Genomic DNA, 22,814 nt, shown 5'->3' with positions numbered 1-22,814 from the left:
TAACCCCTCCCTACACCCGGTCAATTTAATATGTGCAATTGCACCTACCCCGGGGCCGTCCGGTCAGTCCTTCCGGATCGGGCCCCCGACGCGGCGGACGGCCGGCGTCAGGGCATAAAAAAGATCGCGCTGGACCCGGCGGAGTCCAGCGCGATCGACGACTCACCCAAGTCGGTGGGCACGATGCCTGTTGGGGCAGGCACCGGGTCGCTTGTTGCGCAGGTGGAGCTTCAGTGGGCGGCTGCCGGGTTGGGGGCCCCGGAAATCACCCGTTCTTCAGTTGTTCAGGCCTCGCTGCGCTGCTGCGGGATGCCCGCCAGCAGGGCGCGGACCTCCGCTTCGCGGTAGCGCCGGTGTCCTCCGAGCGTGCGGATGGACGTGAGCTTGCCAGCCTTGGCCCAGCGGGTGACCGTCTTCGGGTCCACGCGGAACATCGTGGCAACCTCAGCCGGGGTCAGCAGCGGCTCGGCATCAGGGGTGCGAGCGGTCATGAGCGGCCTCCTCGGGAGAACCGAACCATCACGTCGGTTCTTTCCTCTAAATTCTGCACCTTGACCCGCGTTGCCCGAAATGGCGGACGCGGGCCGAGTCGGTTATAGGACGAACGGCTTGTCCTCGGCACTACAACTACACCATCTGTCCAGCCACGTCGGCCAAACCGATGGAATTGCCCTCTCAGGTGTTCAACCTCGACGGAAGCCGATGGACCATGCCATAGCGGACAGTCACGCCACCGTGACGATCAGTCACAGCGGGATCAATCAGATCAGGGGTCACCAGACCCGCCAAGGAGTGCAATACCGATCTATCCGCCCTTACTTGGGCGGAAGGAGCCCTTCCCGGACTCCTTGTCCTATTTTGCCACGAGGATGGGCGATGGGCGCAAGACCTGAAGTAAGTGCTATAGGTCACGGTTGTGGCAATGGCCCGGATCGGGACCTAGGTCCCGCCCCCACCGCCGACCGTCCCGCCGCGCCCCGGATCAGTTCGCGAACTGGCGGTCGCGCACGGCCCGCCAACGTTCCGTCAGCCGTTCGTACGCGGCACCGGCCCGCGCTCCGTCACCCGCCCGCAGCGCGGCCAGACCTTCCGCCGTGTCGGCAGCGGAATGGTCCTCTTCCAGTTGTGCCTCGGGAACCATATGCACAAGTCCGCCGTAGTCCAGCTCCACCAGGGACCTCGGATGGAACTCTTCCAGCCACCGCCCCACGTCCACGAGGCCGTCGATCAGCGGCCCCTCCTCGATCGCGTCCCGGAGCGTCCGCAGCCCCCGGGCCACCCGCCGCCGGGCCTGCACCATGGGCGTGCGGTAGCGCAGCATCAGCGGCTCGGCCGTGTCACAGCCCGGCTCCCCCTTGCCGTACTCGCGCTCCTCGGCCGAGAAGAGCACGAACCAGCGCAGCGGCACCTGCCAGGTGGCCGTCCTGATCCACGGGCGGGCGTCGGGATTGCGCTCGAGCCAGCGCTCGTAGTCCGCCTCCGCCTGCCGGCGCACGACGGGCGGCAGCACCGCGTCCAGGACGGGCGCCGGAAACCGCTCGGCGAGCCCCTCCAGCGCCAGCCAGCCGCGCAGCCGGGTCCGCCAGGGGCAGACGCACACCACGCCGTCCACGACCGCGACGAACGCGTCCCCGCTCTCGTGCACCGGAACGGGCACCGGCGGGGTGGGCAGCAAGTCGGCGAGCGACCGGCGCAGTTCGTCCTGGACGCCGGGGAAGCTCTCGCGGCGCGCGTAGCGGGCCCAGTGGGCCCGTTCGGGCTCGGGGAAGGCGGCCAGGGGCTCGTAGACCCGCAGATATGCCGCGTACGGGACGGTCACCGACGACGCCAGGCCCACGCTCGCTCCCTCAAGCCGTAGGACACCCCCAGGGAGTTGCGGGCGCCCCTCCCCATACTGTCCAAATCGTCCCATGGCGCCGGAGCACGGGAGAGTGATCCTCGGCACGGGACCGGCTCTGCGGGCCGGCAGGTCTTACCCTCTTGGGCAACCGGCCCTCCACCACCCCTCGGAGGGCGACCTCCGCGACATATGGAGTCACCACCGTGACTGACGTACGTCCCACCGCCGGCGCCGAAAGCGGCGTGCTGCACACCCTGTTCCGGACCGATCAGGGCGGCCACGAGCAGGTCGTTCTGTGCCAGGACCGCGAGAGCGGCCTGAAGGCCGTCATCGCCCTCCACTCCACCGCCCTGGGCCCCGCCCTGGGCGGCACGCGCTTCCACGCCTACGCCTCCGACGAGGAGGCGGTGCGCGACGCGCTCAACCTCTCGCGCGGCATGTCGTACAAGAACGCCCTGGCGGGACTCGATCACGGCGGCGGGAAGGCAGTGATCATCGGTGACCCCGATCTGATCAAGACCGAAGAACTGCTGCTGGCCTACGGACGGTTCGTGGCCTCCCTCGGCGGCCGCTATGTCACCGCGTGCGACGTCGGCACGTACGTGCGGGACATGGACGTGATCGCCCGGGAGAACCGCTGGACCACCGGCCGCTCCCCCGAGAACGGCGGCGCCGGCGACTCCTCCGTGCTCACCGCCTTCGGCGTCTTCCAGGGCATGCGCGCCGCCGCGCGCACCCAGTGGGGCGAGCCGACGCTGCGCGGCCGCCGGGTCGGCGTCGCGGGCGTCGGAAAGGTCGGCCACCACCTGGTGGAGCACCTGGTCGAGGACGGCGCGGAGGTCGTGATCACGGACGTCCGGGCCGAGGCCGTCGAGCGGATCACCGCCCGGCACCCGCAGGTCACGGCCGTCACGGACGCCGACGTGCTCATCCGCACCCCGCTCGACGTCTACGCCCCCTGCGCCCTCGGCGGCGCGCTGAACGACGAGACCGTGGCCGCCCTCACCGCGACCGTGGTCTGCGGCGCGGCCAACAACCAGCTCGCCCACCCCGGCGTCGAGAAGAACCTCGCCGACCGCGGCATCCTGTACGCGCCCGACTACGTGGTGAACGCGGGTGGCGTCATCCAGGTCGCCGATGAGCTGCACGGTTTCGATTTCGACCGGGCGAAGGCCAAGGCCACCAAGATCTATGACACGACTTTGGCCATATTCGATCGGGCGAAATCGGACGGCATCCCGCCGGCCGCCGCGGCCGACCGACTCGCCGAGCAGCGCATGGCGGAGGCCCGCGCGGTCCGGTAACACTCCGCATCGCCATCACTCGACCGGGTGAACTTGCGGTCCGAGTGAGTGATCGGTACCCGCACACCGGTCCCGACAGAAACACGCCGTCGAGGGGGGGTGAAGGAGAGATCTCTCACCACCCCTCGGCGGGTCGGCGCCCAGGACACGTTAAAATCGCAGCTGACCAGCGAGTACGGAGCTTCTCGCCGGTTCTGCTGCGTGGCACGTCATGCGGGCGACGTACCGTATGGCCGCGGAAGCAGGTACCGTTGAAGCTCTACAGGTCGGACACCTTTCAGAGGGGTCCGCTCTGACTCATGAACGTGAACGCGTGTCAAGACTCTGGGGCCGTCGAGCCCCGTCAATGAGGGGGTCGAGCCATGGGGCGCGGCCGGGCCAAGGCCAAGCAGACAAAGGTCGCCCGCCAGCTGAAGTACAGCAGCGGCGGGACCGACCTCTCACGTCTGGCCAATGAGCTAGGCGCAACGCAGCCGTCGATCAAGCAGCCGCCGGAGAGCGAGCCGCTTGAGGAAGACGAGCTGGACGACGACCCGTACGCTCAGTACGCGGCGCGTTACAACGACGATGAGGACGAGGACGAGCAGTCGTCCGACCCGTCCGTCTATCGTCGCCGCGCTTGACGCGACGACTTCCACAAACCCGGTCCGGGGCCTCGCCCCGGACCGGGTTCTGTGCTGCCCGCGGCCGGACGACCGGACCGGGCCATGACCGTCCCGCCCGGAGCCCTCGGCCCCGGGCGGTCGTGTTCCGCTGATCAGGCGGAGTAGTCACCGGTGAGGGCCACCGCTTCGGTGTGGGCGCCGCGCTCGGTGATCCCGCCCGCGACCCAGGCCTCCACGCCCCGGTCGGCGAAGGTCGCCAGCGCCACGTCCACGGACTCCTGCGGCACGACGGCGATCATGCCGACGCCCATGTTCAGGGTCTTCTCCAGCTCGAGCCGCTCGACCCCGCCCAGCCTGCCGACCAGGTCGAACACCGCGCCCGGCGCCCAGGTGGAGCGGTCCACCGTGGCGTGCAGGCCGTCCGGGATCACCCGGGCCAGGTTGTTGGCCAGGCCGCCGCCGGTGATGTGCGAGAAGGCGTGCACCTCGGCCGTACGGGTGAGGGCCAGGCAGTCCAGCGAGTAGATCTTCGTGGGCTCCAGCAGCTCCTCGCCCAGGGTGCGGCCGAACTCCGGAACCTCGCGGTCCAGCTCCCAGCCGGCCCGGTCGAAGAGCACATGGCGGACCAGTGAGTACCCGTTCGAGTGAAGTCCCGAGGACGCCATCGCGATGACGACGTCACCCGCGCGGATGCGGTCGGCACCCAGCAGACGGTCCGCCTCGACCACGCCCGTACCGGCGCCGGCCACGTCGAACTCGTCCACGCCCAGCAGGCCCGGGTGCTCGGCGGTCTCGCCGCCGACCAGGGCGCAGCCGGCCAGGACGCAGCCCTCGGCGATGCCCTTGACGATCGCGGCGACACGCTCGGGGAAGACCTTGCCGACGCAGATGTAGTCGGTCATGAACAGCGGCTCGGCGCCGCAGACGACCAGGTCGTCCACGACCATGCCCACGAGGTCGTGGCCGATGGTGTCGTAGACGCCCATGCGGCGGGCGATGTCGACCTTGGTGCCGACGCCGTCCGTGGCGGACGCCAGCAGCGGGCGCTCGTAGCGCTTGAGGGCGCTGGCGTCGAAGAGGCCGGCGAAGCCGCCGAGGCCGCCGACGGCCTCGGGACGGGTGGCCTTCTTCACCCACTCCTTCATCAGCTCGACGGCGCGGTCGCCCGCCTCGATGTCGACGCCCGCGCTCGCGTAGCTGGCACCGGTGGTCTCAGAAGACATGGTCTTGAGATCTTTCGTGTCGTTCGTAAGTACGGTCGTTCGTCACTACGGGCGGGCGAGCGCTACGGACGGCGCAGCGCGTCGGCCGCGTCCGAGCCACCGGCCAGCTCGGTCTCCAGGAGCTGCTTGCCCAGGAGCTCGGGGTCGGGCAGCTCCATCGGGTACTCGCCGTCGAAGCAGGCCCGGCACAGGTTCGGCTTGGCGATGGTGGTCGCCTCGACCATGGCGTCGAGGGAGATGTACGCGAGGGAGTCCGCGCCCAGCGACTTGCCGATCTCGTCGACCGTCATGCCGTTGGCGATCAGCTCGGCGCGGGTGGCGAAGTCGATGCCGAAGAAGCACGGCCACTTCACCGGCGGCGACGAGATCCGCACGTGGACCTCGGCGGCCCCCGCCTCGCGGAGCATCCGCACCAGGGCGCGCTGGGTGTTGCCGCGGACGATGGAGTCGTCGACGACCACCAGGCGCTTGCCCCTGATGACTTCCTTGAGCGGATTGAGCTTGAGCCGGATGCCGAGCTGGCGGATGGTCTGGCTCGGCTGGATGAAGGTCCGGCCGACGTAGGAGTTCTTGACCAGGCCGGTGCCGTACGGAATGCCGCTGGCCTCCGCGTAACCCACGGCGGCGGGGGTGCCGGACTCCGGGGTCGGTATCACCAGGTCGGCGTCGACCGGGGCCTCGGCGGCGAGCCTGCGGCCCATCTCCACACGGGAGAGGTAGACGTTGCGGCCGGCGATCTCGGTGTCCGGGCGGGCCAGGTACACGTACTCGAAGACGCAGCCGCGCGGCTTTGTCTCGGCGAACCGGGAGGTCCGCAGGCCGTTCTCGTCGATGGCGATCATCTCGCCGGGCTCGATCTCGCGCACGAAGGTGGCGCCGCAGATGTCCAGGGCGGCCGTTTCGGAGGCCACCACCCAGCCGCGCTCGAGGCGGCCGAGCACCAGCGGGCGGATGCCCTGCGGGTCACGGGCGGCGTAGAGCGTGTGCTCGTCCATGAAGACGAGACAGAACGCGCCCTTGACGCCGGGCAGCACCTTGGCGGCCGCTTCCTCGACCGTCAGCGGCTTGCCGTCGTCATCGGTCTGGCCGGCCAGCAGGGCCGTCACCAGATCGGTGTCGTTGGTGGCCGCGACCTGGGTGGCACGGCCGTTCTCCTTGGGGAGCGCCGCGACCATCTCCGCCAGCTCGGCGGTGTTGACCAGGTTGCCGTTGTGGCCCAGGGCGATGGAGCCGTTGGCAGTCGCCCTGAACGTCGGCTGAGCGTTCTCCCACACCGAGGCTCCGGTGGTGGAGTAGCGGGCGTGACCGACCGCGATATGGCCCGTAAGAGAGCCGAGAGAGGTTTCGTCGAAGACCTGGGAAACCAGTCCCATGTCCTTGAAAACGAGGATCTGGGAGCCGTTGCTCACCGCGATGCCCGCGGACTCCTGTCCACGGTGCTGCAGCGCATACAGCCCGAAATAGGTGAGTTTTGCGACCTCTTCTCCCGGAGCCCAGACACCGAAGACGCCGCAAGCGTCCTGGGGGCCCTTTTCGCCCGGAAGCAGGTCGTGGTTGAGTCGTCCGTCACCACGAGGCACACCTTGAGTCTATGGCAGGGACGAGGTTCATCCGAACCGGGGACCACCGGTTATGGCTCACACCACGGACAGCCACTCGACAGGCACAGCGAATCACCCTTTCGTGGCCGAAAGAAATCACTCGCACGCGCTGCGAACACTCTTCGCTCAACTGAGCAGCGGTAGTTGATCGGAAATGTCGGCACGTTCGCCGCTCGCGCTCACGGCGGCGTCTTCGAGCGCGACGGCCCAGCTCGAACGGCCCGTGGCAAGCCGAATCCACGTCAATGGATCGGTCTCCACCACGTTCGGCGGGGTACCGCGGGTATGCCTGGGGCCCGCCACGCACTGGACCACGGCGAATGGCGGGATACGGACCTCCACGGAGCCCCCCGGGGCCTTGGCCGCGAGGGTGTCGGCGAGCAGGCGCGTGACGGCCGCCAAGGCCTGCCGGTCGTGCCGCGCGACCGTACCGGTGGCGTCCGCCAAGTCGTCGGCGAGGACGACCGTCTCGAGCAGTCGGGTCATCAGAAAATCGGTGACCGTCATGGCCCCGGCGACCGTCGGAACAACCGTCGCCGGATCCGCGCCGGCGGCGTCCGCCAGTTTCCGGGCAGCCTCGCGCAGCCGGCCGGCGAGTGCCGGCGGCTCCGCCGAGGCGAGCGCCGCGGCATCGGCCGGTGCCGCCGCCGCGAGCTCCTCGGCCCGTGAACTCGGGCCGCTCACATAGTCGATGAGGGTGATCCCGGCGCGCGCGGAAGCGCCCGCCGCGGTCGCCTCGGCGAGGCGGCGCGGCAGTGATTCCAGCACTCCGGCGAGACGCACGACCAGGTCGCGCGCCGTCCGATCCCCTTGCCACGTGGGCGAGTCGAGCACCGCCCGGGCGTCAGGACCCGCGCACAGCGCGTCCACCGCCTCGCATACGACCCGAACCTGCCCGTCCAGGGCAGCGCGCACCTTGGCGGGGTCGTAACGACGAGGACGTGGCGTGCGCGGAGCGGGAGACATGACGCCGAGCCTAGGACGGCCCTGTGACATCGGCCAGGACCGGCGGGCGAACCCGCCGGCCCGGCCGCCGCATGTCGGCTCCGGGACGCTCCCCGCTAGGCGAGCAGCGCCGGGATCGTCGCCTCGTGCGCCGTCCGGAGCTCCGCCAGCGGAAGCTCGAACTGACCCTGGACGTCGATCGTTTCGCCGTCGACGACGCCGATGCGCGCCGCCGGCAGACCCCGGGCGCCGCACATGTCGGTGAAGCGCAGCTCCTCGCTGCGCGGCACGGCGACGACCGCGCGGCCCGCGGACTCCGAGAACAGGAAGACGAACGGGTCCAGGCCGTCGGGAACGACGATCCGGGCGCCCTTGCCGCCGCGCAGGCACGACTCGGCCAGGGCCTGGATCAGACCGCCGTCGGAGAGGTCGTGCGCGGCGTCGATCATGCCGTCGCGGGAGGCCGAGATGAGGATCTCGCCGAGCAGCTTCTCCCGGTCGAGGTCCACGGCCGGCGGCAGCCCGCCGAGGTGGTCGTGGACGACCTGCGACCAGGCCGAACCGCCCAGCTCCTCCTTGGTGTCACCCAGGAGGTAGAGCAGGTGCCCCTCGTCCGAGAACGCCATCGGCGTACGGCGGTTGACGTCGTCGATGACGCCCAGCACCGCGACCACGGGGGTCGGGTGGATGGCCGTCTCGCCGGTCTGGTTGTACAGCGAGACGTTGCCGCCGGTCACCGGGGTGCCCAGCGCCAGGCAGCCGTCCGCCAGGCCGCGGGTGGCCTCGGCGAACTGCCACATGACGGCCGGGTCCTCGGGCGAACCGAAGTTCAGGCAGTTGGAGATGGCCAGCGGCCGGGCGCCGGTCGCGGCCACGTTGCGGTACGACTCGGCGAGCGCGAGCTGCGCGCCCGCGTACGGGTCGAGCTTGGCGTAGCGGCCGTTGCCGTCCGTGGAGACCGCGACGCCGAGGTCGGTGTCCTCGTCGACGCGGACCATGCCCGAGTCCTCGGGCTGGGCGAGCACGGTGTTGCCCTGCACGAACCGGTCGTACTGGTCGGTGATCCAGGACTTGGACGCCTGGTTCGGGGAGGAGATCACCTTCAGGACCTGCGCGCGCAGCTCCTCGGGGCTCTGCGGGCGGGCGAGCTTGTTCGCGTCGTCGGCCTGCAGGGCGTCCTGCCAGTCCGGACGGGCGTACGGGCGCTCGTAGACCGGGCCCTCGTGGGCGACCGTGCGCGGCGGGACGTCCACGATCTGCTCGCCGTGCCAGAAGATCTCCAGCCGCTCGCCGTCGGTGACTTCACCGATGACGGTGGCGATGACGTCCCACTTCTCGCAGATCTCGAGGAAGCGGGCGACCTTGCCCGGCTCGACGATCGCGCACATGCGCTCCTGCGACTCGCTCATGAGGATCTCCTCGGGCGAGAGCGTCGCGTCGCGCAGCGGTACGCGGTCCAGCTCGACACGCATGCCGCCGGAGCCGGCGCTGGCCAGCTCGCTGGTGGCGCAGGACAGGCCGGCGCCGCCGAGGTCCTGGATGCCGTCGACGAGGTCCTCGCGGAAGATCTCCAGGGTGCACTCGATGAGGAGCTTCTCCTGGAAGGGGTCGCCGACCTGGACCGCCGGGCGCTTGGCGGGGCCGGTGGAGTCGAAGGTCTCGGAGGCGAGCACGGACACGCCGCCGATGCCGTCGCCGCCGGTGCGGGCACCGTAGAGGATGACCTTGTTGCCGGCGCCGGACGCCTTCGCGAGGTGGATGTCCTCGTGCTTCATCACACCGATGCACAGGGCGTTGACCAGCGGATTGCCCTGGTAGCAGGAGTCGAAGACGACCTCGCCGCCGATGTTGGGCAGGCCCAGGCAGTTGCCGTAGCCGCCGATGCCCGCGACGACGCCCGGCAGGACGCGCTTGGTGTCGGGGTGGTCCGCGGCGCCGAAGCGCAGCGGGTCCATGACGGCGACGGGACGGGCGCCCATGGCGAGGATGTCGCGGACGATGCCGCCGACGCCGGTGGCCGCGCCCTGGTAGGGCTCGATGTACGACGGGTGGTTGTGCGACTCGACCTTGAAGGTGACCGCGTAGCCCTGGCCGACGTCGACGACGCCGGCGTTCTCGCCGATGCCGACGAGCAGGGCGTCGTTCTCGGGGGCCTTCTCGCCGAACTGGCGCAGGTGCACCTTGCTGGACTTGTACGAGCAGTGCTCGGACCACATGACCGAGTACATGGCCAGCTCGGCGCCGGTGGGACGGCGGCCGAGGATGGCACGGACGCGCTCGTACTCGTCCTGCTTCAGGCCGAGTTCGGCCCAGGGCTGGTCGACGTCGGGGGTCTCGTTGGCGTGCTTGACGGTGTCGAGAGTCATGCGTTGACCAGCTTCTTCAGGATCGAGGTGAAGAATCCGAGCCCGTCGGTCCGACCGGTGCCGACGAGGGGCTCGACGGCGTGCTCGGGGTGCGGCATCAGGCCGACGACGTTGCCGGCGGCGTTGGTGATGCCGGCGATGTCGCGGAGCGAACCGTTGGGGTTGACGTCCAGGTACCGGAAGACGACGCGGCCCTCGGCCTCGAGCTCGTCGAGGGTGCGCTCGTCGGCCACGTAGCGGCCGTCGATGTTCTTCAGCGGGACGGAGATCTCCTGGCCCGCCTCGTAGTCGGCCGTCCAGGCGGTGTCCGCGTTCTCGACGCGGAGCTTCTGGTCGCGGCAGATGAAGTGCAGGTGGTTGTTGCGCAGCATCGCGCCGGGGAGGAGGTGCGTCTCGGTGAGCACCTGGAAGCCGTTGCAGATGCCGAGGACGGGCATGCCGCCCTTGGCCTGCTCGATGACGGTCTCCATGACCGGCGAGAAGCGGGAGATGGCGCCCGCCCGCAGGTAGTCACCGTAGGAGAAACCGCCGGGCAGGACCACGGCGTCGACCTGCTTGAGGTCCTTGTCGCGGTGCCAGAGCGGCACGGGCTCGAGGCCGGCGATCCGGACGGCGCGCTGGGTGTCGCGGTCGTCCAGGGTGCCGGGGAACGTGACGACTCCTACGCGTGCGGTCACGATTCGACTCGCACGGTGAAGTCCTCGATCACGGTGTTGGCGAGAAACGTTTCCGCCATCTCGTGGATTCGGGCGAGGGCGGCGTCGTCGACCGGACCCTCCACCTCGAGTTCAAAGCGCTTGCCCTGACGGACGTCGGCGATCCCCTCGAAACCCAGGCGTGGCAGCGCGCGCTGCACCGCCTGGCCCTGCGGGTCGAGGATCTCCGGCTTGAGCATGACGTCGACTACGACGCGTGCCACTGGCACTCCCGGTGTGTGGTGCGTGAGCTGAAGCGGTGATGTCAGAGTACAGTCCCGAAAAATCTACGCGCATAGATATGTCTGGCTTATCCCTCGCGTTTACGCGGGGCCGCACGGGAACGCACGGAAAAAATTCCGGAAAAACACGGGGAGATCGCACCGTCGCGATTGCGACGGGGCACGCGGACGGAATTAACTGGGCTTCACCACGCATTGCCTTTTGTTGTACAAGTGAATATGTATTGACCGAGAACAACCGCAACCCTCATGTCACCGCAGGTCAACGCGGTGATACCGGCCGAAAGGACCCATTTCCGTGGCGCAGCGCGTAGTGGTCACACTCTCCGACGACATCGACGGCGGGGAAGCCGCGGAGACCGTCATGTTCGGGATCGACGGCAAGTCGTACGAGATCGACCTGAACACTGCCAATGCGAAGAAACTGCGAACCGTCCTCGCCCCTTACGTGGAGGCCGGCCGCAAGCACTCCCGCTCGGGCAAGACGTACCGCCGCACGGCCGTGGCGCCCGACCCCGCCGCGGTGCGGGCCTGGGCCCGCTCGCACGGCATGGAGGTCCCGCCGCGCGGCCGGATCCCCAAGAAGGTCTACGAGGCGTTCAACGAGGCGGCCTGAGGCCGGGGCGCCCGGGGCCCGGCAGGGGCCGCGGGAGGCCGGGGAGGCCGCCGGGCGGAACGTCGAGGTCCGTCCGGGCGGCCTGTCGGCCGAACGGGTGGAACAGCTTCCTCCGGTCCGACTTGCCAAGCACCCCGGATGATCAGCTAGAGTCTGGATCACGCCGAGGGGCAAGGCCGGGAAACCAGCCGGAACTTCGGGGTCATGCGGGTGTAGCTCAGTAGTAGAGCGCCCCCTTTCCAAGGGGGAGGCGCAGTGTGCGATTCCTGTCACCCGCTCTGACCGTCCAACCGTCCACGTATGTGGCCGGGTGGATGGACGCGCGGGTGTAGCTCAGTAGTAGAGCGCCCTCTTTCCAAGAGGGAGGCGCAGTGTGCGATTCCTGTCACCCGCTCTGAACGTCCAACCAAGTCACGTACGTGGCTCGGACGGATGGTCATGCGGGTGTAGCTCAGTAGTAGAGCGCCCCCTTTCCAAGGGGGAGGCGCAGTGTGCGATTCCTGTCACCCGCTCTCATCGCTTACCGACCACTCCGGTGGATCAGGTACAGTGGTGCACGCACCGCACGGCGGCCCTCTCTTCGAGAAGCTGTCGAGCGGAAGTATGCGGACGTAGCTCAGTTGGTAGAGCACCACCTTGCCAAGGTGGATGTCGCGAGTTCGAGTCTCGTCGTCCGCTCAGAGAACGAAGGCCCCGGTCGGGAACGACCGGGGCCTTCGGCGTTCCCCGGTACCCGCGGACATCCGCCGGGCCGGCCCGATGACATTCGTCATCCGAAGTCATGACAGGCCGCACTGATCCGGAGCCGGGCGGGCCGGGAGCCTTGAAGCATGGACTTCGGCGAGAGCGTGATCGAGGTCTCAGGGCTGCGGCGTAGGTACGGGCAGTCAGGGGACGGTGGTTTCGAAGCGGTGCGGGGCGTCTCCTTCACCGTGCGGCGGGGCGAGTTGTTCGCCCTGCTGGGGACGAACGGCGCGGGGAAGACCTCCACGGTCGAGCTGCTGGAGGGCCTCGCGCGGCCCACGGAGGGCCGGGTGCGGGTGCTGGGCCACGATCCGTACGAGGAACGGCGCGTGGTGCGCCCGCGGATCGGGGTGATGCTCCAGGAGGGCGGCTTCCCCTCCGAGCTGACCGTCGCGGAGACGGTCACGATGTGGGCGGGGTGCACGACGGGTGCGCGGCCCGTCGACGAGGCGCTCGCCCTCGTACGGCTCACGGGCCGCCGGGACGTCCGTATCAAGCAGCTCTCGGGCGGCGAGCGGCGGCGGCTGGACCTCGCGCTGGCCCTGCTCGGGCGTCCCGAGGTGCTCTTCCTCGACGAACCCACGACCGGCCTCGACCCCGAGGCGCGGCACATGACGTGGGAGTTGGTGCGCGCACTCCGCGACGAGGGCACGACGGTGCTGCTGACCACCCACTACCTGGAAGAGGCCGAGGCGCTGGCCGACCGGCTGGCGATCATGCGCGAGGGGCGGATCGTGGCGGCCGGGACGCCCGCGGAGGTGATCGGCGGGTATCCGGCGCGGATCCGCTTCGCGATGCCGGACGGATGGTTCGTCGGGGACCTGCCGCCGCTGGCCGAGATGGGCGTCCTGCGGCACGAGGAGGGCGCCGGGCGGATCGAGCTGCAGACGAAGGAGCTGCAGCGGACCCTCACCGGACTGCTGGTCTGGGCACGGGAGAAGGACATCGAGCTGGAGGGGCTCGACGCGCGGACCGCCTCGCTGGAGGAGGCGTTCCTCGCGATAGCGGGCGCGACGGCGGGGAGGGGCGAGTGATGGCGGGCAACGGAATGCGGCCGGCGGGCACGACGGGTACGGGGGTCCCGACGAGCTCGACGACGGTCGCGGGACGGGCACTGGCGCTGGGGCGGGCCGAGCTGACCCTCCTCCTCCGCAACAAGACGGCCCTGTACATCACCCTGTTGATGCCCCTCTTCATGGTCTACGCGATGCGCGCGGGCACGAAGAACCTGGACCTGGAGGGCACCGGACTGTCACTGAAGGAAGTGACCATGACCGGCGCCTTCGGATACGTCCTGCTCTTCGTCGTCTACTACCACCTCATGAGCGCCTACACCGCCCGCCGCGAGGAACTGGTGCTCAAGCGGCTGCGCACCGGGGAGACGGGCGACGCGGAGATCCTCGCGGGCGCCGCGCTGCCCTCCGCGGCGATCGCCCTGGCGCAGTGCGTGCTGCTGGTCGTGGCGGGCTCGGTCTGGCTGGACATGCCCGCCCCCGCGCGCCCCGATCTGCTGCTCGCGGGCGTGCTGCTGGGCATCGTCCTGCTCGCCGCGCTGGCCGCCGCGTCCACGGCCCTCGCCCGGACCTCGGAGAGCGCGCAGCTCGCGGCGATGCCGCTGGCGATGGTCTCGATGCTGGGCTCGGGGATGTTCTGGCCGCTGGCGGCGATGCCCGAGGGCCTGGCGCGGTTCTGCGAGGTGCTGCCCATGACACCGGTCGTCGAGCTGATGCGCACCGGCTGGCTGGGCGGGGCGAGCACGGCCGAGATCCTGGGCCGGCTGGGGGCCGCCTTGGTCTGGGTGATCGTCGGGGTGTTTGCTGTACGGCGGTGGTTCCGCTGGGAACCACGGCGCTGAGCTGGGGAAACATCGGGGGTGGCGGCGCGTGATCCGTCGAATGCGCATCTTTCGGAGCCGGAGCAGGCTCGAGCAGGTCGATCTCTATACGCGCAGTGCGCTGTACGTCGTCCCGTGGTTCTTCCTCCTGATCGAGGCGGGGGGCCTGGTGTCTCTCGCGGGGCCCGAGCCCCTGCCTCGGGCGCTCGCCGTCTCCCTGATCGTCGTGGGTGCCCTGCAGGCCACGTTCGGCATCGGTCTGATCCGGCGGGCCCTCGACCGCTACCTGCGCAAGGAGACGACCGGCCTGAGGGGGCGGCTGGTCTTCTCGTTCGTCCTGCTGGTGCTGGCGCTGTGCCTCTTCGCGCGACTGCTGGCCGTCAGCGCCGGGAACCTCGGTCAGCTCGGGTCCACGATGTTCATGGGCCTGACGGTGGCGCCGCTGGGGGCTCTGTGCCTGGTGGTGCGCAAGCGAACCTACTGGGGGCTGTGCACGGCCGGTTCGTTCGTCGCGACCGTGCCGTTCGCCGTGGTGGGAGCGGGCGCTCCGGCGCTGACGGGGGTGGTCTTCGGCGCGCTCTTCGTCAGCGGCTGGGTCGCGCTGATGGCCCGGGTCTCGGGATGGATGCTCTCCATCATCTGGGAGCTCGACGCGGCCCGCGCGGTACAGGCGCGGCTCGCCGTCGCGGAGGAGCGGCTGCGGTTCTCCCGCGACATGCACGACATCCTGGGCCGCAACCTCGCCGCGATCGCGCTCAAGAGCGAGCTCGCCGAGCAACTTTCGCAGCGGGGCTCGGACACGGCCTCGGCGCAGATGGCGGAGGTGCAGCGGATCGCCCAGGACTCCCAGCGCGAGCTGCGCGAGGTCGTCCGCGGCTACCGCGAGGCCGACCTGCACACGGAACTGGTCGGGGCCCGCGGCATCCTGGCCGCCGCCGGCATCGAGTGCCGCATGGACGACACCGCCGCCGACGAGCTGCCGCGGCAGGTCCAGTCGGCGCTGGCATGGGTGGTGCGCGAGGCCACGACGAACGTGCTGCGGCACTCGGACGCGGCGCGCTGCGCCGTGCGACTGCGACAGAGGGAGGGCCTGGCCGTGCTGACGGTGGAGAACAACGGTGTGCGGCCGGCCGCTCCGGACGGTGGCGGCTCGGGCCTCGCCGGCCTGCGGGAGCGTCTGACGGCGCTCGGGGGGACGGTGTCGTACGAGTACGGCTCGAACGAGACGTTCCGGCTGACGGCGAAGGTGCCGGCCGGACTCACGGCGGACAGGGCGGGCGCATGACGATTCGCGTGCTGCTCGCCGACGACGAGCACCTGATCCGGGGGGCGCTGGCCGCCCTCCTCGGGCTCGAGGACGATCTCCAGGTGGTGGCGGAGGCCGCGTCCGGACCGGAGGCGCTGGCGATGGCCCGGTGCCACCGGCCGGACGTAGCCGTACTGGATCTCCAGATGCCAGGGGCGGACGGTGTGACGGTCGCCACATCACTGCGGTCCGAACTCCCCTCCTGCCGCGCCATGATCGTGACCGGCCACGGCCGCCCCGGGCATCTGAAGCGGGCCCTCGAGGCGGGGGTGCGGGGGTTCGTGCCCAAGACCGTCTCGGCCCAGCGGCTCGCCGAGATCATCCGTACCGTGCACGGCGGAAGCCGCTACGTGGACCCGGAGTTGGCGGCCGACGCGATCAGCGCCGGGGACTCCCCGCTGTCCGCGCGCGAGGCGGAACTGCTCGAGCTGGCCGAGGACGGCGCGCCCATCGCGGAGATCGCGCGGAAGGCTTCGCTGACACCCGGGACGGTCCGCAATTACCTCTCCTCGGCGGCCGCGAAGCTGGGCGCGGAGAACCGTCATGCGGCGGCGCGCATCGCACGCGCTCAGGGTTGGCTATAGTGGTACCCGCACCGCACGAGAGCGCGGGGCGAATGCGGACGTAGCTCAGTTGGTAGAGCACCACCTTGCCAAGGTGGATGTCGCGAGTTCGAGTCTCGTCGTCCGCTCAGAGAACGAAGGCCCCGGTCGGGAACGACCGGGGCCTTCGGCGTTCCCCAGTCTTTCCCCGGGTCTTTCCCCGGTCCTTCCCCGGTCCTTCCCGGCGTCAGCGAGGTTCGGAGGCGGGGAAGCTCAGGCGGAAGAGGGCGCCGCCCGTGCCGGCCTGTTCCGCCGTGAGCTCGGCGCCGTGGGCGCGGGCGATCTGGCGGGCCATGGCCAGGCCGAGGCCGGAGCCCGGCAGGGCGCGGGCCTGACGGGAGCGGTAGAAGCGGTCGAAGACATGCGGCAGGTCCTCGTCCGAGATGCCGGGGCCGTGGTCGCGGACGGTGAGATCGAGGGTGCCGTCCGTGCGGGCGAGGCGCACCTCGACCATGGCGCCGGCCGGGCTGAACTTGGCCGCGTTGTCCAGCAGGTTGGACAGCAGCCGGGCGAGCCGGGCGGGCACGCCGGGGACGGTGGCCGCGGCCAGGTCGGCCGTGAAGAGCGTGGCCGGCCAGTGGCCGCGGGCGTCGGCCACGCAGCGCTCGGTCAGCCGGTCCAGCCGCACCTGTTCGACCAGCTGCTGGGGTTCCTCGTCGCGGGCCAGCTCGATGAGGTCGTTGACCATGCCGGTCACCTCGCGCAGCTGGCGGCCCAGGGCGTCCGAGGCCCGCTCGCGCTGGGCGGTGGAGAGCCGGTCGGCGCGGGCGAGCAGCTCGGCGTTGGTGCGCAGCGCGGTGAGCGGGGTGCGCAGCTCGTGGGAGGCGTCGGCGACGAGTCGGCGCTGGGCGGCGACGGCCTCCTCCAGCTCGCCGAGCATGGTGTTGAAGCTGGTGGCGAGGCGGGTGATCTCGTCCTGGCGGCGTGCCTCATAGGGCGGCAGCTCGATGCGGTGGGCGGGGTCGCGGGTGGCGGCGATGCGCTCGGCGGTGGCGGTCAGGCGGGTGACGGGCCGCAGCGAGGTGCGCGCGGCGAGGTGGCCCAGCGCCGCCGCGAGGAGGACCCCGACGGCGCCGACCCCGCCGAGGTAGAGACCGGCCTGTTCCACGCTCTGGTCGACGCTGTCGGAGCGGGCCGCCACCTGCAGGGCGCGCCCGTCCCGGCCCGGGACCGGGGTGGTCAGCATCCTCATGGGACGGCCGTGGTGGGTGATGTCGCTGTAGTACGCGCCGAGGGTGCCGGCCGCGACCCGGCGGGTCGCTCCGGTGACGGGCAGCACCAGGCCGTTCTGGCCGGGGGCCGCCGGGTCGGCGCGGACGATCTGGGCGCAGGCGGGGGCGGCCCGCCAGGCGCACTGGTCGTAGAGCACGCCCTGGTCGGCGCCGCCGCGGCTCTGCTGGGCGACGAGCCCGGCCTGCTGCTTGAGCTGGAGGTCCAGCTGGCGCACGAGTTCGTAGCGGATGACCACATAGGCGCCGGCCAGCACGCCCAGGGCGACGAGCGCCACGGCCGCGGAGGTGACGAGCGTCAGGCGGGTGCGCAGCGGCCTGCGGCCGAGGGGGCCGGTGCGGCGGCTCACCGCTGGGCCAGCTGGTAGCCGACGCCGTGGACGGTGTGCACGAGGCGGGGCGCGCCGGACGCCTCGAGCTTGCGCCGGAGGTAGCCGACGTAGACGGCGAGGGAGTTGGACTCGGGGCCGAAGTCCGCGCCCCAGACGCGCTCCTGGATCACCTCGCGCGGCAGCACCTGCCCCGGGTGCCGCAGCAGCACCTCCAGCAGCGCGAACTCGGTCCGGGTGAACTCCAGGGCGAGCCCCGCGCGCTCGCCGGTCCGGGTGACGGGGTCGACGCGCAGGTCCGCGAAGGTCAACTCCTGCTCCTCCCCCATCGGTTCGGCATGGGCCGCGCGGCGCAGCAGGGCCCGCAGGCGGGCGAGCAGCTCGTCCAGCGCGAAGGGCTTGACCAGATAGTCGTCGGCCCCGGCGTCCAGGCCCGCGACACGGTCGGAGACGGCGTCGCGGGCGGTCAGGACGAGGACCGGCGTCCGGTCGCCGAGCTCGCGCAGGCGGCGGCAGACGGCGAGGCCGTCGAGCACGGGCATGGCGAGGTCGAGCACGATGGCTCCCGGCGGTGCGCTCGCGACGGCGGAGAGGGCCTCCAGCCCGTCGGCGGCCGAGCGCACGGCGTAGCCCTCGACGGTCAGGCTGTCGACGACGGCTGCCCGTACGTCGGGGTCGTCGTCCACGACCAGTACGGACGTCGGCGTCTCGGCCATCGCGCCTCCGGCGGGGGTACGGGATCTTGTGCGTGCCCCACGATGGCATGCGCTGTCTGAGAGAGCTCTTAGAGAGGGCCCCTACCGCCGCGAGGGCCCTCCCAGCCGCCCGGTCGGTGCCGCTACGCCCACTTCGAGCCGGTCAGGCGCTCGTAGGCCTCGACGTACTTCGCGCGGGTGCGCTCGACGATCTCCGCCGGCAGCTCCGGCGGCGGGAGCTGGCCGTTGCGGTCCCAGCCCGAGGCCGGCGAGGACAGCCAGTCGCGGACGAACTGCTTGTCGAAGGAGGGCTGGGCGCGGCCCGGCTCCCAGGAGTCGGCGGGCCAGAAGCGGGAGGAGTCGGGGGTGAGCACCTCGTCCGCGAGGACCAGGTCGCCGTCCGCCCAACCGAACTCGAACTTGGTGTCCGCCAGGATGATGCCCCGGTCGCGGGCGATGTCGCGGGCGCGGCTGTAGACGGCCAGGGTCGTCTGGCGGAGCATCGCGGCGGTCTCGGCGCCGACGCGGCGGGCGGTCTCCTCGTAGGAGACGTTCTCGTCGTGCTCGCCGACCTCGGCCTTGGTCGCCGGGGTGAAGATCGGCTGGGGCAGTTCGGAGCCGTTGACCAGGCCCTCGGGGAGGGCGAGTCCGCAGACGGTGCGGGTCTGCTCGTACTCCACGAGGCCGGAGCCGGTGAGGTAGCCGCGGGCGACGCACTCGACCGGGATCATCTCCAGCGAGCGGCAGACCAGGGTGCGCCCGGCCCAGTCGGCGGGGGCGCCGGCGGGCAGCTCGTCGGAGAGCACGTGGTGCGGGATGAGGTCGCGCAGCCGGTCGAACCACCACAGGGACAGCTGGGTGAGGACGCGCCCCTTGTCGGGGATCTCCGTGGGCAGCACCCAGTCGTAGGCGGACATGCGGTCGCTGGCGACCATCACCAGCCGGCCGGCCTCGTCGCGGTAGAGGTCGCGGACCTTGCCGGTGTGCAGGTGCGTCAGGCCCGGGACCTCGACGGGCTTGGGCTTCTCGACGAATCCGGACACGCGTCCTCCTGGTGGTTTGTCCAAACACCCCGATTCTGCCGTACGGCGGCGCGCGGCTCCGCCGGGGGTCAGGCGCGTTTGCAGATGCGGTCCAGGAGATTGGCCGTGGCCCGCTGGATCCGGGGGTCCACATGGCCGGGGCGGTCCAGGGCCGGGGACCAGGCGAAGGTGCCGGAGGCGAAGACCAGGGCGCCGCTGGGGGCGCGGTACAGGGAGGTCTCCTGGTGGCGTCTGGTGCCCTCGCCGTCCTCGTACGGGGAGTGGGCCAGCAGGATGCGACGGGTGTGCTCGGGCAGGGCCGTACGGGGGAAATAGCGGTCGGCCTCGCCCGCGACGAGGCCGGCCAGCTCGTCGCCCTCGCCGGCGCCCGTGGCCTCCCACAGCCAGTGGTCGGCGTTGCGGACGACCAGCGGGGCGGGTTCGGGGACGCGGCCGGCGTACTGGATGCCGAGCAGCTGCTGCTCGGGGGGCGACATCTCGCGCCACAGCGCCGAGCGGCCGGGGCCCCGGCGCTTGCGGCAGGTCAGCAGGTGGTCGGGGCCGGCCGGCGAGGGGGCGAGCTCGACCTGCCAGTACATGGTGTTGGAGGAGAGGAAGACCAGCGAGGTGCCGCAGTCGCGGGCGTTCTCGACGGCGTGGCGCATGGCGGGCGACCAGTACTCGTCGTGGCCGGGGAAGACGAGGCCCCGGTAGCGTGCCGGATCGATTCGCCCTGCGTGGAGGTCGCGGGTCTCGGCATAGGCGAGGCCGTAGCCGTAGCGCTCGGCCCAGCGGATGAAGTCGTAGGCGTGGCCCACGTGCAGCGGCAGCCCGGCGCCGGCGTAGGGGCGGTCGAAGGAGACGGTGGTGGCCGCGCCCTCCTCGCCGAGCAGCCGGCCGTCCTCGCCCCAGGCGTGGTAGAGGCTGGCGCCGGTCCGGCCGTCCTCGGGGTAGAGGTTGTAGGCCTGCCAGGTGATGTCGGGGAGAACGAGCAGCAGGTCGGCGGGGGTGCTGTCGCGGACGGTGAAGGGGATGTGGCTGCGGTAGCCGTCGGCGGTGGTGAGGACGGCGACATAGGCGCCGGTGCTCCAGAAGCTGGGGATCTGCAGCCGCCAGGACAGCCACCAGTGGTGACAGGAGACCGTGCGGTCCGCGGTGAGCGGCGGCGGCTGGACGATGCCCGACAGCCGGGGGCTCGTCGTGATCTTCGCGGCGCCGACGCCCCCGTAGTGGCCGATGCGGTAGATGTCGACGGAGAACTGCTGCGGGGGATCCACGGTGATCCGGAAGTCCACGGCCTCTCCGGGGGCCACCGCGCTGTCGGTGGCGAAGCCCTTGATCTGGCAGTGGACGTCGTCGGCGGTGCGCGGCCCGGGTCTGCGCGGCGGCGGGACGCGCGCGCCGGCCGGGGCGACGACCGGGTCGACGTACCAGGGGATGATCTGGCCGGTGCCGTCGAAGTAGTACTCGCCACCGCGCAGCCAGGGCAGTGGCCCTTGTCCGAAGGGATCGGAGACGGCGTGCGCGAGTGCCCCGGATTCCCAGCGCCGGACCTGCTCCGTCCCCATGTGCGCTCTCCCTCCCCTGGATCACCGCATACCCATTCGGTTTCCCAGCAGATCACAGGACACACCCGGCTCGTCACTGTTCGTCGGCAAATTCCCCGGAAGTGATGGCTCGGCCTCTACGCAGCGTCACCGCTTCACCGTCCGTGACGGCGGGGCGGAGGCGCTGCCGGAGCCCTCAGCCCAGCCGGACGGGCTTCTCCGGCCGCACCCCGATCTCCCCCAGCCAGGCACGCAGGGGCTCGCCGTCGCCGTCCTCGATCAGGCTCAGGACCGTACGGGCCAGATCGGCGCGGCGGGCGCCGCCGATCATCAGGGCGGGCCCGTCCAGCCAGTCCAGGCCGGGCACGGCCCCGGCGGTGTCGACGGCGGCGCAGCACACCATGGCCGTCACATGGTCGGCGAGCAGCTCGCGGCCGCTGCGCGGCGGCTGCAGCGGGAACAGGGGGGCCAGGCCGTCGATCCAGGAGCCGGCCGAGGCGCCGAGCCCGCCCCGCTCGGCCACCCGCTCCTCCCGGGCCGCCTCGCGGGCGACCTCCGCGCTCAGCCGCACCCCCAGCTCCTCGCCCACCCCGCCGCCGGCCGGGCCGGTGAGACGCTCGAGGACCCGGGCGACCGTGGGCGCCGCGGGCGTGGGGTCCGGCACGAGGGGGGTCCGCCCGGCGTCCGGGAGGCCGGGCAGCGCGCGGGGCGCGATGTCGTCCAGGACGCGGTGCAGCCGGGCGGCCTCCAGCCGCCATTTGCGGTCCACGACCTCCTCCGGATACTGGCTCCAGCTGACGGGCGACCAGTCGGGGCCGGGCTCGGGCGGGCCGCCGTGGAAGAGGCGGGCGGCCAGCAGGGACGCGGCCTCGTCGATGAGGCCGGGCTCCTCGAGCAGGTCGCACGCGGGCCGCTCGCCCAGCCGGGAGGCGAAGCCCTCCGCCAGCCGGTCGCGCCGGGAGAGCTCGGTCAGCGCGGAGACGACGCCCGCGTCCAGGCGCGAGGGCCAGCGACCCATGCGCCAGGCGGGCAGCGCGACGCGGTTCAGCAGCCGGTCCCAGCCGGCGTAGGCCAGGCCGACCTGTTCCTGGGCGACGATCCGCAGGCCGTAGTCGACCGCCTGGGCGCGCTCGGAGGCGGCCGCCGCCACCCCCCGCTCCATCTCGGCGGCGTGGTCGCGGCACGAGCGCAGCAGCAGCCGGGCGGCCCAGCCCACGAACGCGAGCAGCGGCCGCCCGGCCGCCACCGCCACGGCGGCGTCCAGGCCGCGGACGAAGCGGCGGGCGGCCGCTATGTCGGGGTGGGCGGCCGGGCCCGTGCCCGCCACCACGGGGGCGAGCAGGGCGCGCAGCTCGGCGACGCGCATCCACCACAGGAACGGCGAGCCGATCACCAGCACCGGCGCGTCCCCGGCCCGGCGGCGCGCCGGCGGCCGCTCGCGCGAAGGGCCGTGCGCGGGATGCGTACGGTCCTCCAGCCAGCTGTCGCAGTCGGGGGTGAGGGCTATGGCGGAGGGGGCGGGGACGTCCAGCCGCTCGGCGAGGTCACGGACCAGGCGGTAGAGGTCGGGGGCCGTCGACTCGGGGATCGGGACGGTGGGGCTGAGGGCCGGCCGGGCCCGCGCGACCACGGCGGCCACGCCGGCGGCCAGCACCAGCGCCAGCACCGCGAGGGCGCTCACGACGGGCCGGAGAACGTCCCAGACGGAATCGTCCGGAATACGACCCATGGCCGAGCCCGCGGCCAGCACGACCGCGGCCGCCGCGGGCAGCAGGGCGACCGCCAGCGCCGTGCTGCGCACCCGCAGCACGGCGAGGGCACGGGCGCGCGCGGTCAGCACGCCTGCTTCGGGACCTGCCACGAGACCGATCACCCCCAGTCGCCTGTAGTGCTCTGCCCGGGTGCTTACCACCCCCACTGTGGCACCGGCCTCTGACATCGCAATGCCGGTGGGCCAGTTGCCGGACGCGCAGCAGGCCTTCGCCGCACCCTAGTTGGGGTCGGGGCACCCGTCAGCCGGTTGGCGGATCGGTCACTCGATGGAATGGCTTTGGGCAAGGCCCATGCGC

Annotated in this window: 20 protein-coding genes and 5 tRNA genes; 12 read left to right on the top strand and 13 right to left on the bottom strand. The window is 71.4% G+C overall.

Features of this window, described 5'->3' with window-relative positions; all coding sequences use genetic code 11:
• Positions 1–284 precede the first annotated feature (284 nt).
• Both bldC and AB4K12_RS16180 read right to left on the bottom strand, forming a co-directional pair.
• Positions 285–491 carry a developmental transcriptional regulator BldC gene (bldC, locus tag AB4K12_RS16185; protein WP_003949541.1) on the bottom strand — a complete coding sequence of 69 codons (207 nt, stop codon included), beginning with the start codon at positions 489–491 and terminating at the stop codon, positions 285–287.
• Positions 492–982: 491 nt separating this feature from the next.
• Entirely contained in the window at positions 983–1,837 is an 855-nt protein-coding gene (locus AB4K12_RS16180) for a hypothetical protein (protein ID WP_368434846.1), read from the bottom strand.
• Positions 1,838–2,043: 206 nt separating this feature from the next.
• Here AB4K12_RS16180 and AB4K12_RS16175 point away from each other — a divergent pair, with 206 nt between their 5' ends.
• Both AB4K12_RS16175 and AB4K12_RS16170 read left to right on the top strand, forming a co-directional pair.
• Positions 2,044–3,144 carry a Leu/Phe/Val dehydrogenase gene (locus AB4K12_RS16175; RefSeq protein WP_368434844.1) on the top strand — a complete coding sequence of 367 codons (1,101 nt, stop codon included), beginning with the start codon at positions 2,044–2,046 and terminating at the stop codon, positions 3,142–3,144.
• A 362-nt stretch (positions 3,145–3,506) separates the two neighbouring features.
• Positions 3,507–3,767 (top strand): DUF3073 domain-containing protein, encoded by a 261-nt coding sequence (locus tag AB4K12_RS16170; RefSeq protein WP_086566105.1) that lies wholly within the window; start codon positions 3,507–3,509, stop codon positions 3,765–3,767.
• Positions 3,768–3,901: 134 nt separating this feature from the next.
• Here AB4K12_RS16170 and purM read toward each other — a convergent pair whose 3' ends face one another.
• The 6 genes from purM to purS all read right to left on the bottom strand — a co-directional run bounded on the left by purM (position 3,902) and on the right by purS (position 10,803).
• On the bottom strand, positions 3,902–4,972 hold the full coding sequence (purM, locus tag AB4K12_RS16165; RefSeq protein ID WP_368434843.1) for a phosphoribosylformylglycinamidine cyclo-ligase: 1,071 nt from the start codon (positions 4,970–4,972) through the stop codon (positions 3,902–3,904).
• A 62-nt stretch (positions 4,973–5,034) separates the two neighbouring features.
• Complete coding sequence (purF, locus tag AB4K12_RS16160) at positions 5,035–6,552, bottom strand: amidophosphoribosyltransferase (protein WP_368434842.1); 1,518 nt, start codon at positions 6,550–6,552, stop codon at positions 5,035–5,037.
• Between the two features lie 147 nt (positions 6,553–6,699).
• Positions 6,700–7,539, bottom strand: a complete 840-nt coding sequence (locus AB4K12_RS16155; protein WP_368434841.1) for a sterol carrier family protein — start codon at positions 7,537–7,539, stop codon at positions 6,700–6,702.
• Between the two features lie 95 nt (positions 7,540–7,634).
• Entirely contained in the window at positions 7,635–9,884 is a 2,250-nt protein-coding gene (gene purL / locus AB4K12_RS16150; protein ID WP_368434840.1) for a phosphoribosylformylglycinamidine synthase subunit PurL, read from the bottom strand.
• A complete protein-coding gene (purQ, locus tag AB4K12_RS16145) occupies positions 9,881–10,561 on the bottom strand; it encodes a phosphoribosylformylglycinamidine synthase subunit PurQ (protein ID WP_086566110.1) in 681 nt (226 codons plus the stop codon). Before purQ ends, purL begins: the two co-directional genes overlap by 4 nt.
• Positions 10,558–10,803 (bottom strand): phosphoribosylformylglycinamidine synthase subunit PurS, encoded by a 246-nt coding sequence (gene purS, locus AB4K12_RS16140; RefSeq protein ID WP_086566111.1) that lies wholly within the window; start codon positions 10,801–10,803, stop codon positions 10,558–10,560. Before purS ends, purQ begins: the two co-directional genes overlap by 4 nt.
• Positions 10,804–11,119: 316 nt before the next feature.
• Here purS and AB4K12_RS16135 point away from each other — a divergent pair, with 316 nt between their 5' ends.
• The 10 genes from AB4K12_RS16135 to AB4K12_RS16090 all read left to right on the top strand — a co-directional run bounded on the left by AB4K12_RS16135 (position 11,120) and on the right by AB4K12_RS16090 (position 16,012).
• A complete protein-coding gene (locus AB4K12_RS16135) occupies positions 11,120–11,437 on the top strand; it encodes an Lsr2 family protein (protein WP_086566112.1) in 318 nt (105 codons plus the stop codon).
• A gap of 206 nt (positions 11,438–11,643) precedes the next feature.
• Positions 11,644–11,715 (top strand) — tRNA-Gly (locus AB4K12_RS16130).
• Between the two features lie 44 nt (positions 11,716–11,759).
• Positions 11,760–11,831, top strand: a tRNA-Gly gene (locus AB4K12_RS16125).
• A 46-nt stretch (positions 11,832–11,877) separates the two neighbouring features.
• Positions 11,878–11,949, top strand: a tRNA-Gly gene (locus AB4K12_RS16120).
• Between the two features lie 93 nt (positions 11,950–12,042).
• A tRNA-Gly gene (locus AB4K12_RS16115) sits at positions 12,043–12,115 on the top strand.
• 152 nt (positions 12,116–12,267) lie between these two features.
• Positions 12,268–13,215 (top strand): ABC transporter ATP-binding protein, encoded by a 948-nt coding sequence (locus AB4K12_RS16110; RefSeq protein WP_368434839.1) that lies wholly within the window; start codon positions 12,268–12,270, stop codon positions 13,213–13,215.
• Positions 13,215–14,036: an ABC transporter permease gene (locus AB4K12_RS16105; RefSeq protein WP_368434838.1), complete on the top strand. Its 822-nt coding sequence runs from the start codon at positions 13,215–13,217 to the stop codon at positions 14,034–14,036. Before AB4K12_RS16110 ends, AB4K12_RS16105 begins: the two co-directional genes overlap by 1 nt.
• A gap of 40 nt (positions 14,037–14,076) precedes the next feature.
• Complete coding sequence (locus AB4K12_RS16100; RefSeq protein ID WP_368434837.1) at positions 14,077–15,300, top strand: sensor histidine kinase; 1,224 nt, start codon at positions 14,077–14,079, stop codon at positions 15,298–15,300.
• Positions 15,297–15,905: a response regulator transcription factor gene (locus tag AB4K12_RS16095; RefSeq protein WP_368434836.1), complete on the top strand. Its 609-nt coding sequence runs from the start codon at positions 15,297–15,299 to the stop codon at positions 15,903–15,905. Before AB4K12_RS16100 ends, AB4K12_RS16095 begins: the two co-directional genes overlap by 4 nt.
• 34 nt (positions 15,906–15,939) lie before the next feature.
• Positions 15,940–16,012, top strand: a tRNA-Gly gene (locus AB4K12_RS16090).
• A gap of 98 nt (positions 16,013–16,110) precedes the next feature.
• Here AB4K12_RS16090 and AB4K12_RS16085 read toward each other — a convergent pair.
• The 5 genes from AB4K12_RS16085 to AB4K12_RS16065 all read right to left on the bottom strand — a co-directional run bounded on the left by AB4K12_RS16085 (position 16,111) and on the right by AB4K12_RS16065 (position 22,615).
• Complete coding sequence (locus AB4K12_RS16085; RefSeq protein ID WP_368434835.1) at positions 16,111–17,502, bottom strand: ATP-binding protein; 1,392 nt, start codon at positions 17,500–17,502, stop codon at positions 16,111–16,113.
• Positions 17,499–18,197: a response regulator transcription factor gene (locus AB4K12_RS16080; RefSeq protein WP_368434834.1), complete on the bottom strand. Its 699-nt coding sequence runs from the start codon at positions 18,195–18,197 to the stop codon at positions 17,499–17,501. Before AB4K12_RS16080 ends, AB4K12_RS16085 begins: the two co-directional genes overlap by 4 nt.
• 122 nt (positions 18,198–18,319) lie before the next feature.
• Positions 18,320–19,219, bottom strand: a complete 900-nt coding sequence (locus tag AB4K12_RS16075) for a phosphoribosylaminoimidazolesuccinocarboxamide synthase (RefSeq protein WP_086566117.1) — start codon at positions 19,217–19,219, stop codon at positions 18,320–18,322.
• Positions 19,220–19,287: 68 nt separating this feature from the next.
• Complete coding sequence (locus tag AB4K12_RS16070) at positions 19,288–20,766, bottom strand: N,N-dimethylformamidase beta subunit family domain-containing protein (protein ID WP_368434833.1); 1,479 nt, start codon at positions 20,764–20,766, stop codon at positions 19,288–19,290.
• A 175-nt stretch (positions 20,767–20,941) separates the two neighbouring features.
• Positions 20,942–22,615: a hypothetical protein gene (locus AB4K12_RS16065; protein ID WP_368434892.1), complete on the bottom strand. Its 1,674-nt coding sequence runs from the start codon at positions 22,613–22,615 to the stop codon at positions 20,942–20,944.
• Positions 22,616–22,814: the final 199 nt, after the last annotated feature.

The organism is Streptomyces sp. C36 (genome assembly GCF_040932295.1).
Lineage (GTDB): Bacteria > Actinomycetota > Actinomycetes > Streptomycetales > Streptomycetaceae > Streptomyces > Streptomyces triculaminicus.
This window is presented reverse-complemented; position numbering and strand designations above follow the sequence as displayed.

Excerpts from the sequence above, each read along its gene's own strand:
- bldC (WP_003949541.1), bottom strand. The coding sequence starts at position 491 with ATGACCGCTCGCACCCCTGATGCCGAGCCGCTGCTGACCCCGGCTGAG.
- AB4K12_RS16170 (WP_086566105.1), top strand. The coding sequence starts at position 3,507 with ATGGGGCGCGGCCGGGCCAAGGCCAAGCAGACAAAGGTCGCCCGCCAG.
- purM (WP_368434843.1), bottom strand. The coding sequence starts at position 4,972 with ATGTCTTCTGAGACCACCGGTGCCAGCTACGCGAGCGCGGGCGTCGAC.
- AB4K12_RS16155 (WP_368434841.1), bottom strand. The coding sequence starts at position 7,539 with ATGTCTCCCGCTCCGCGCACGCCACGTCCTCGTCGTTACGACCCCGCC.
- purL (WP_368434840.1), bottom strand. The coding sequence starts at position 9,884 with ATGACTCTCGACACCGTCAAGCACGCCAACGAGACCCCCGACGTCGAC.
- AB4K12_RS16110 (WP_368434839.1), top strand. The coding sequence starts at position 12,268 with ATGGACTTCGGCGAGAGCGTGATCGAGGTCTCAGGGCTGCGGCGTAGG.
- AB4K12_RS16105 (WP_368434838.1), top strand. The coding sequence starts at position 13,215 with ATGGCGGGCAACGGAATGCGGCCGGCGGGCACGACGGGTACGGGGGTC.
- AB4K12_RS16100 (WP_368434837.1), top strand. The coding sequence starts at position 14,077 with ATGCGCATCTTTCGGAGCCGGAGCAGGCTCGAGCAGGTCGATCTCTAT.
- AB4K12_RS16095 (WP_368434836.1), top strand. The coding sequence starts at position 15,297 with ATGACGATTCGCGTGCTGCTCGCCGACGACGAGCACCTGATCCGGGGG.
- AB4K12_RS16080 (WP_368434834.1), bottom strand. The coding sequence starts at position 18,197 with ATGGCCGAGACGCCGACGTCCGTACTGGTCGTGGACGACGACCCCGAC.
- AB4K12_RS16070 (WP_368434833.1), bottom strand. The coding sequence starts at position 20,766 with ATGGGGACGGAGCAGGTCCGGCGCTGGGAATCCGGGGCACTCGCGCAC.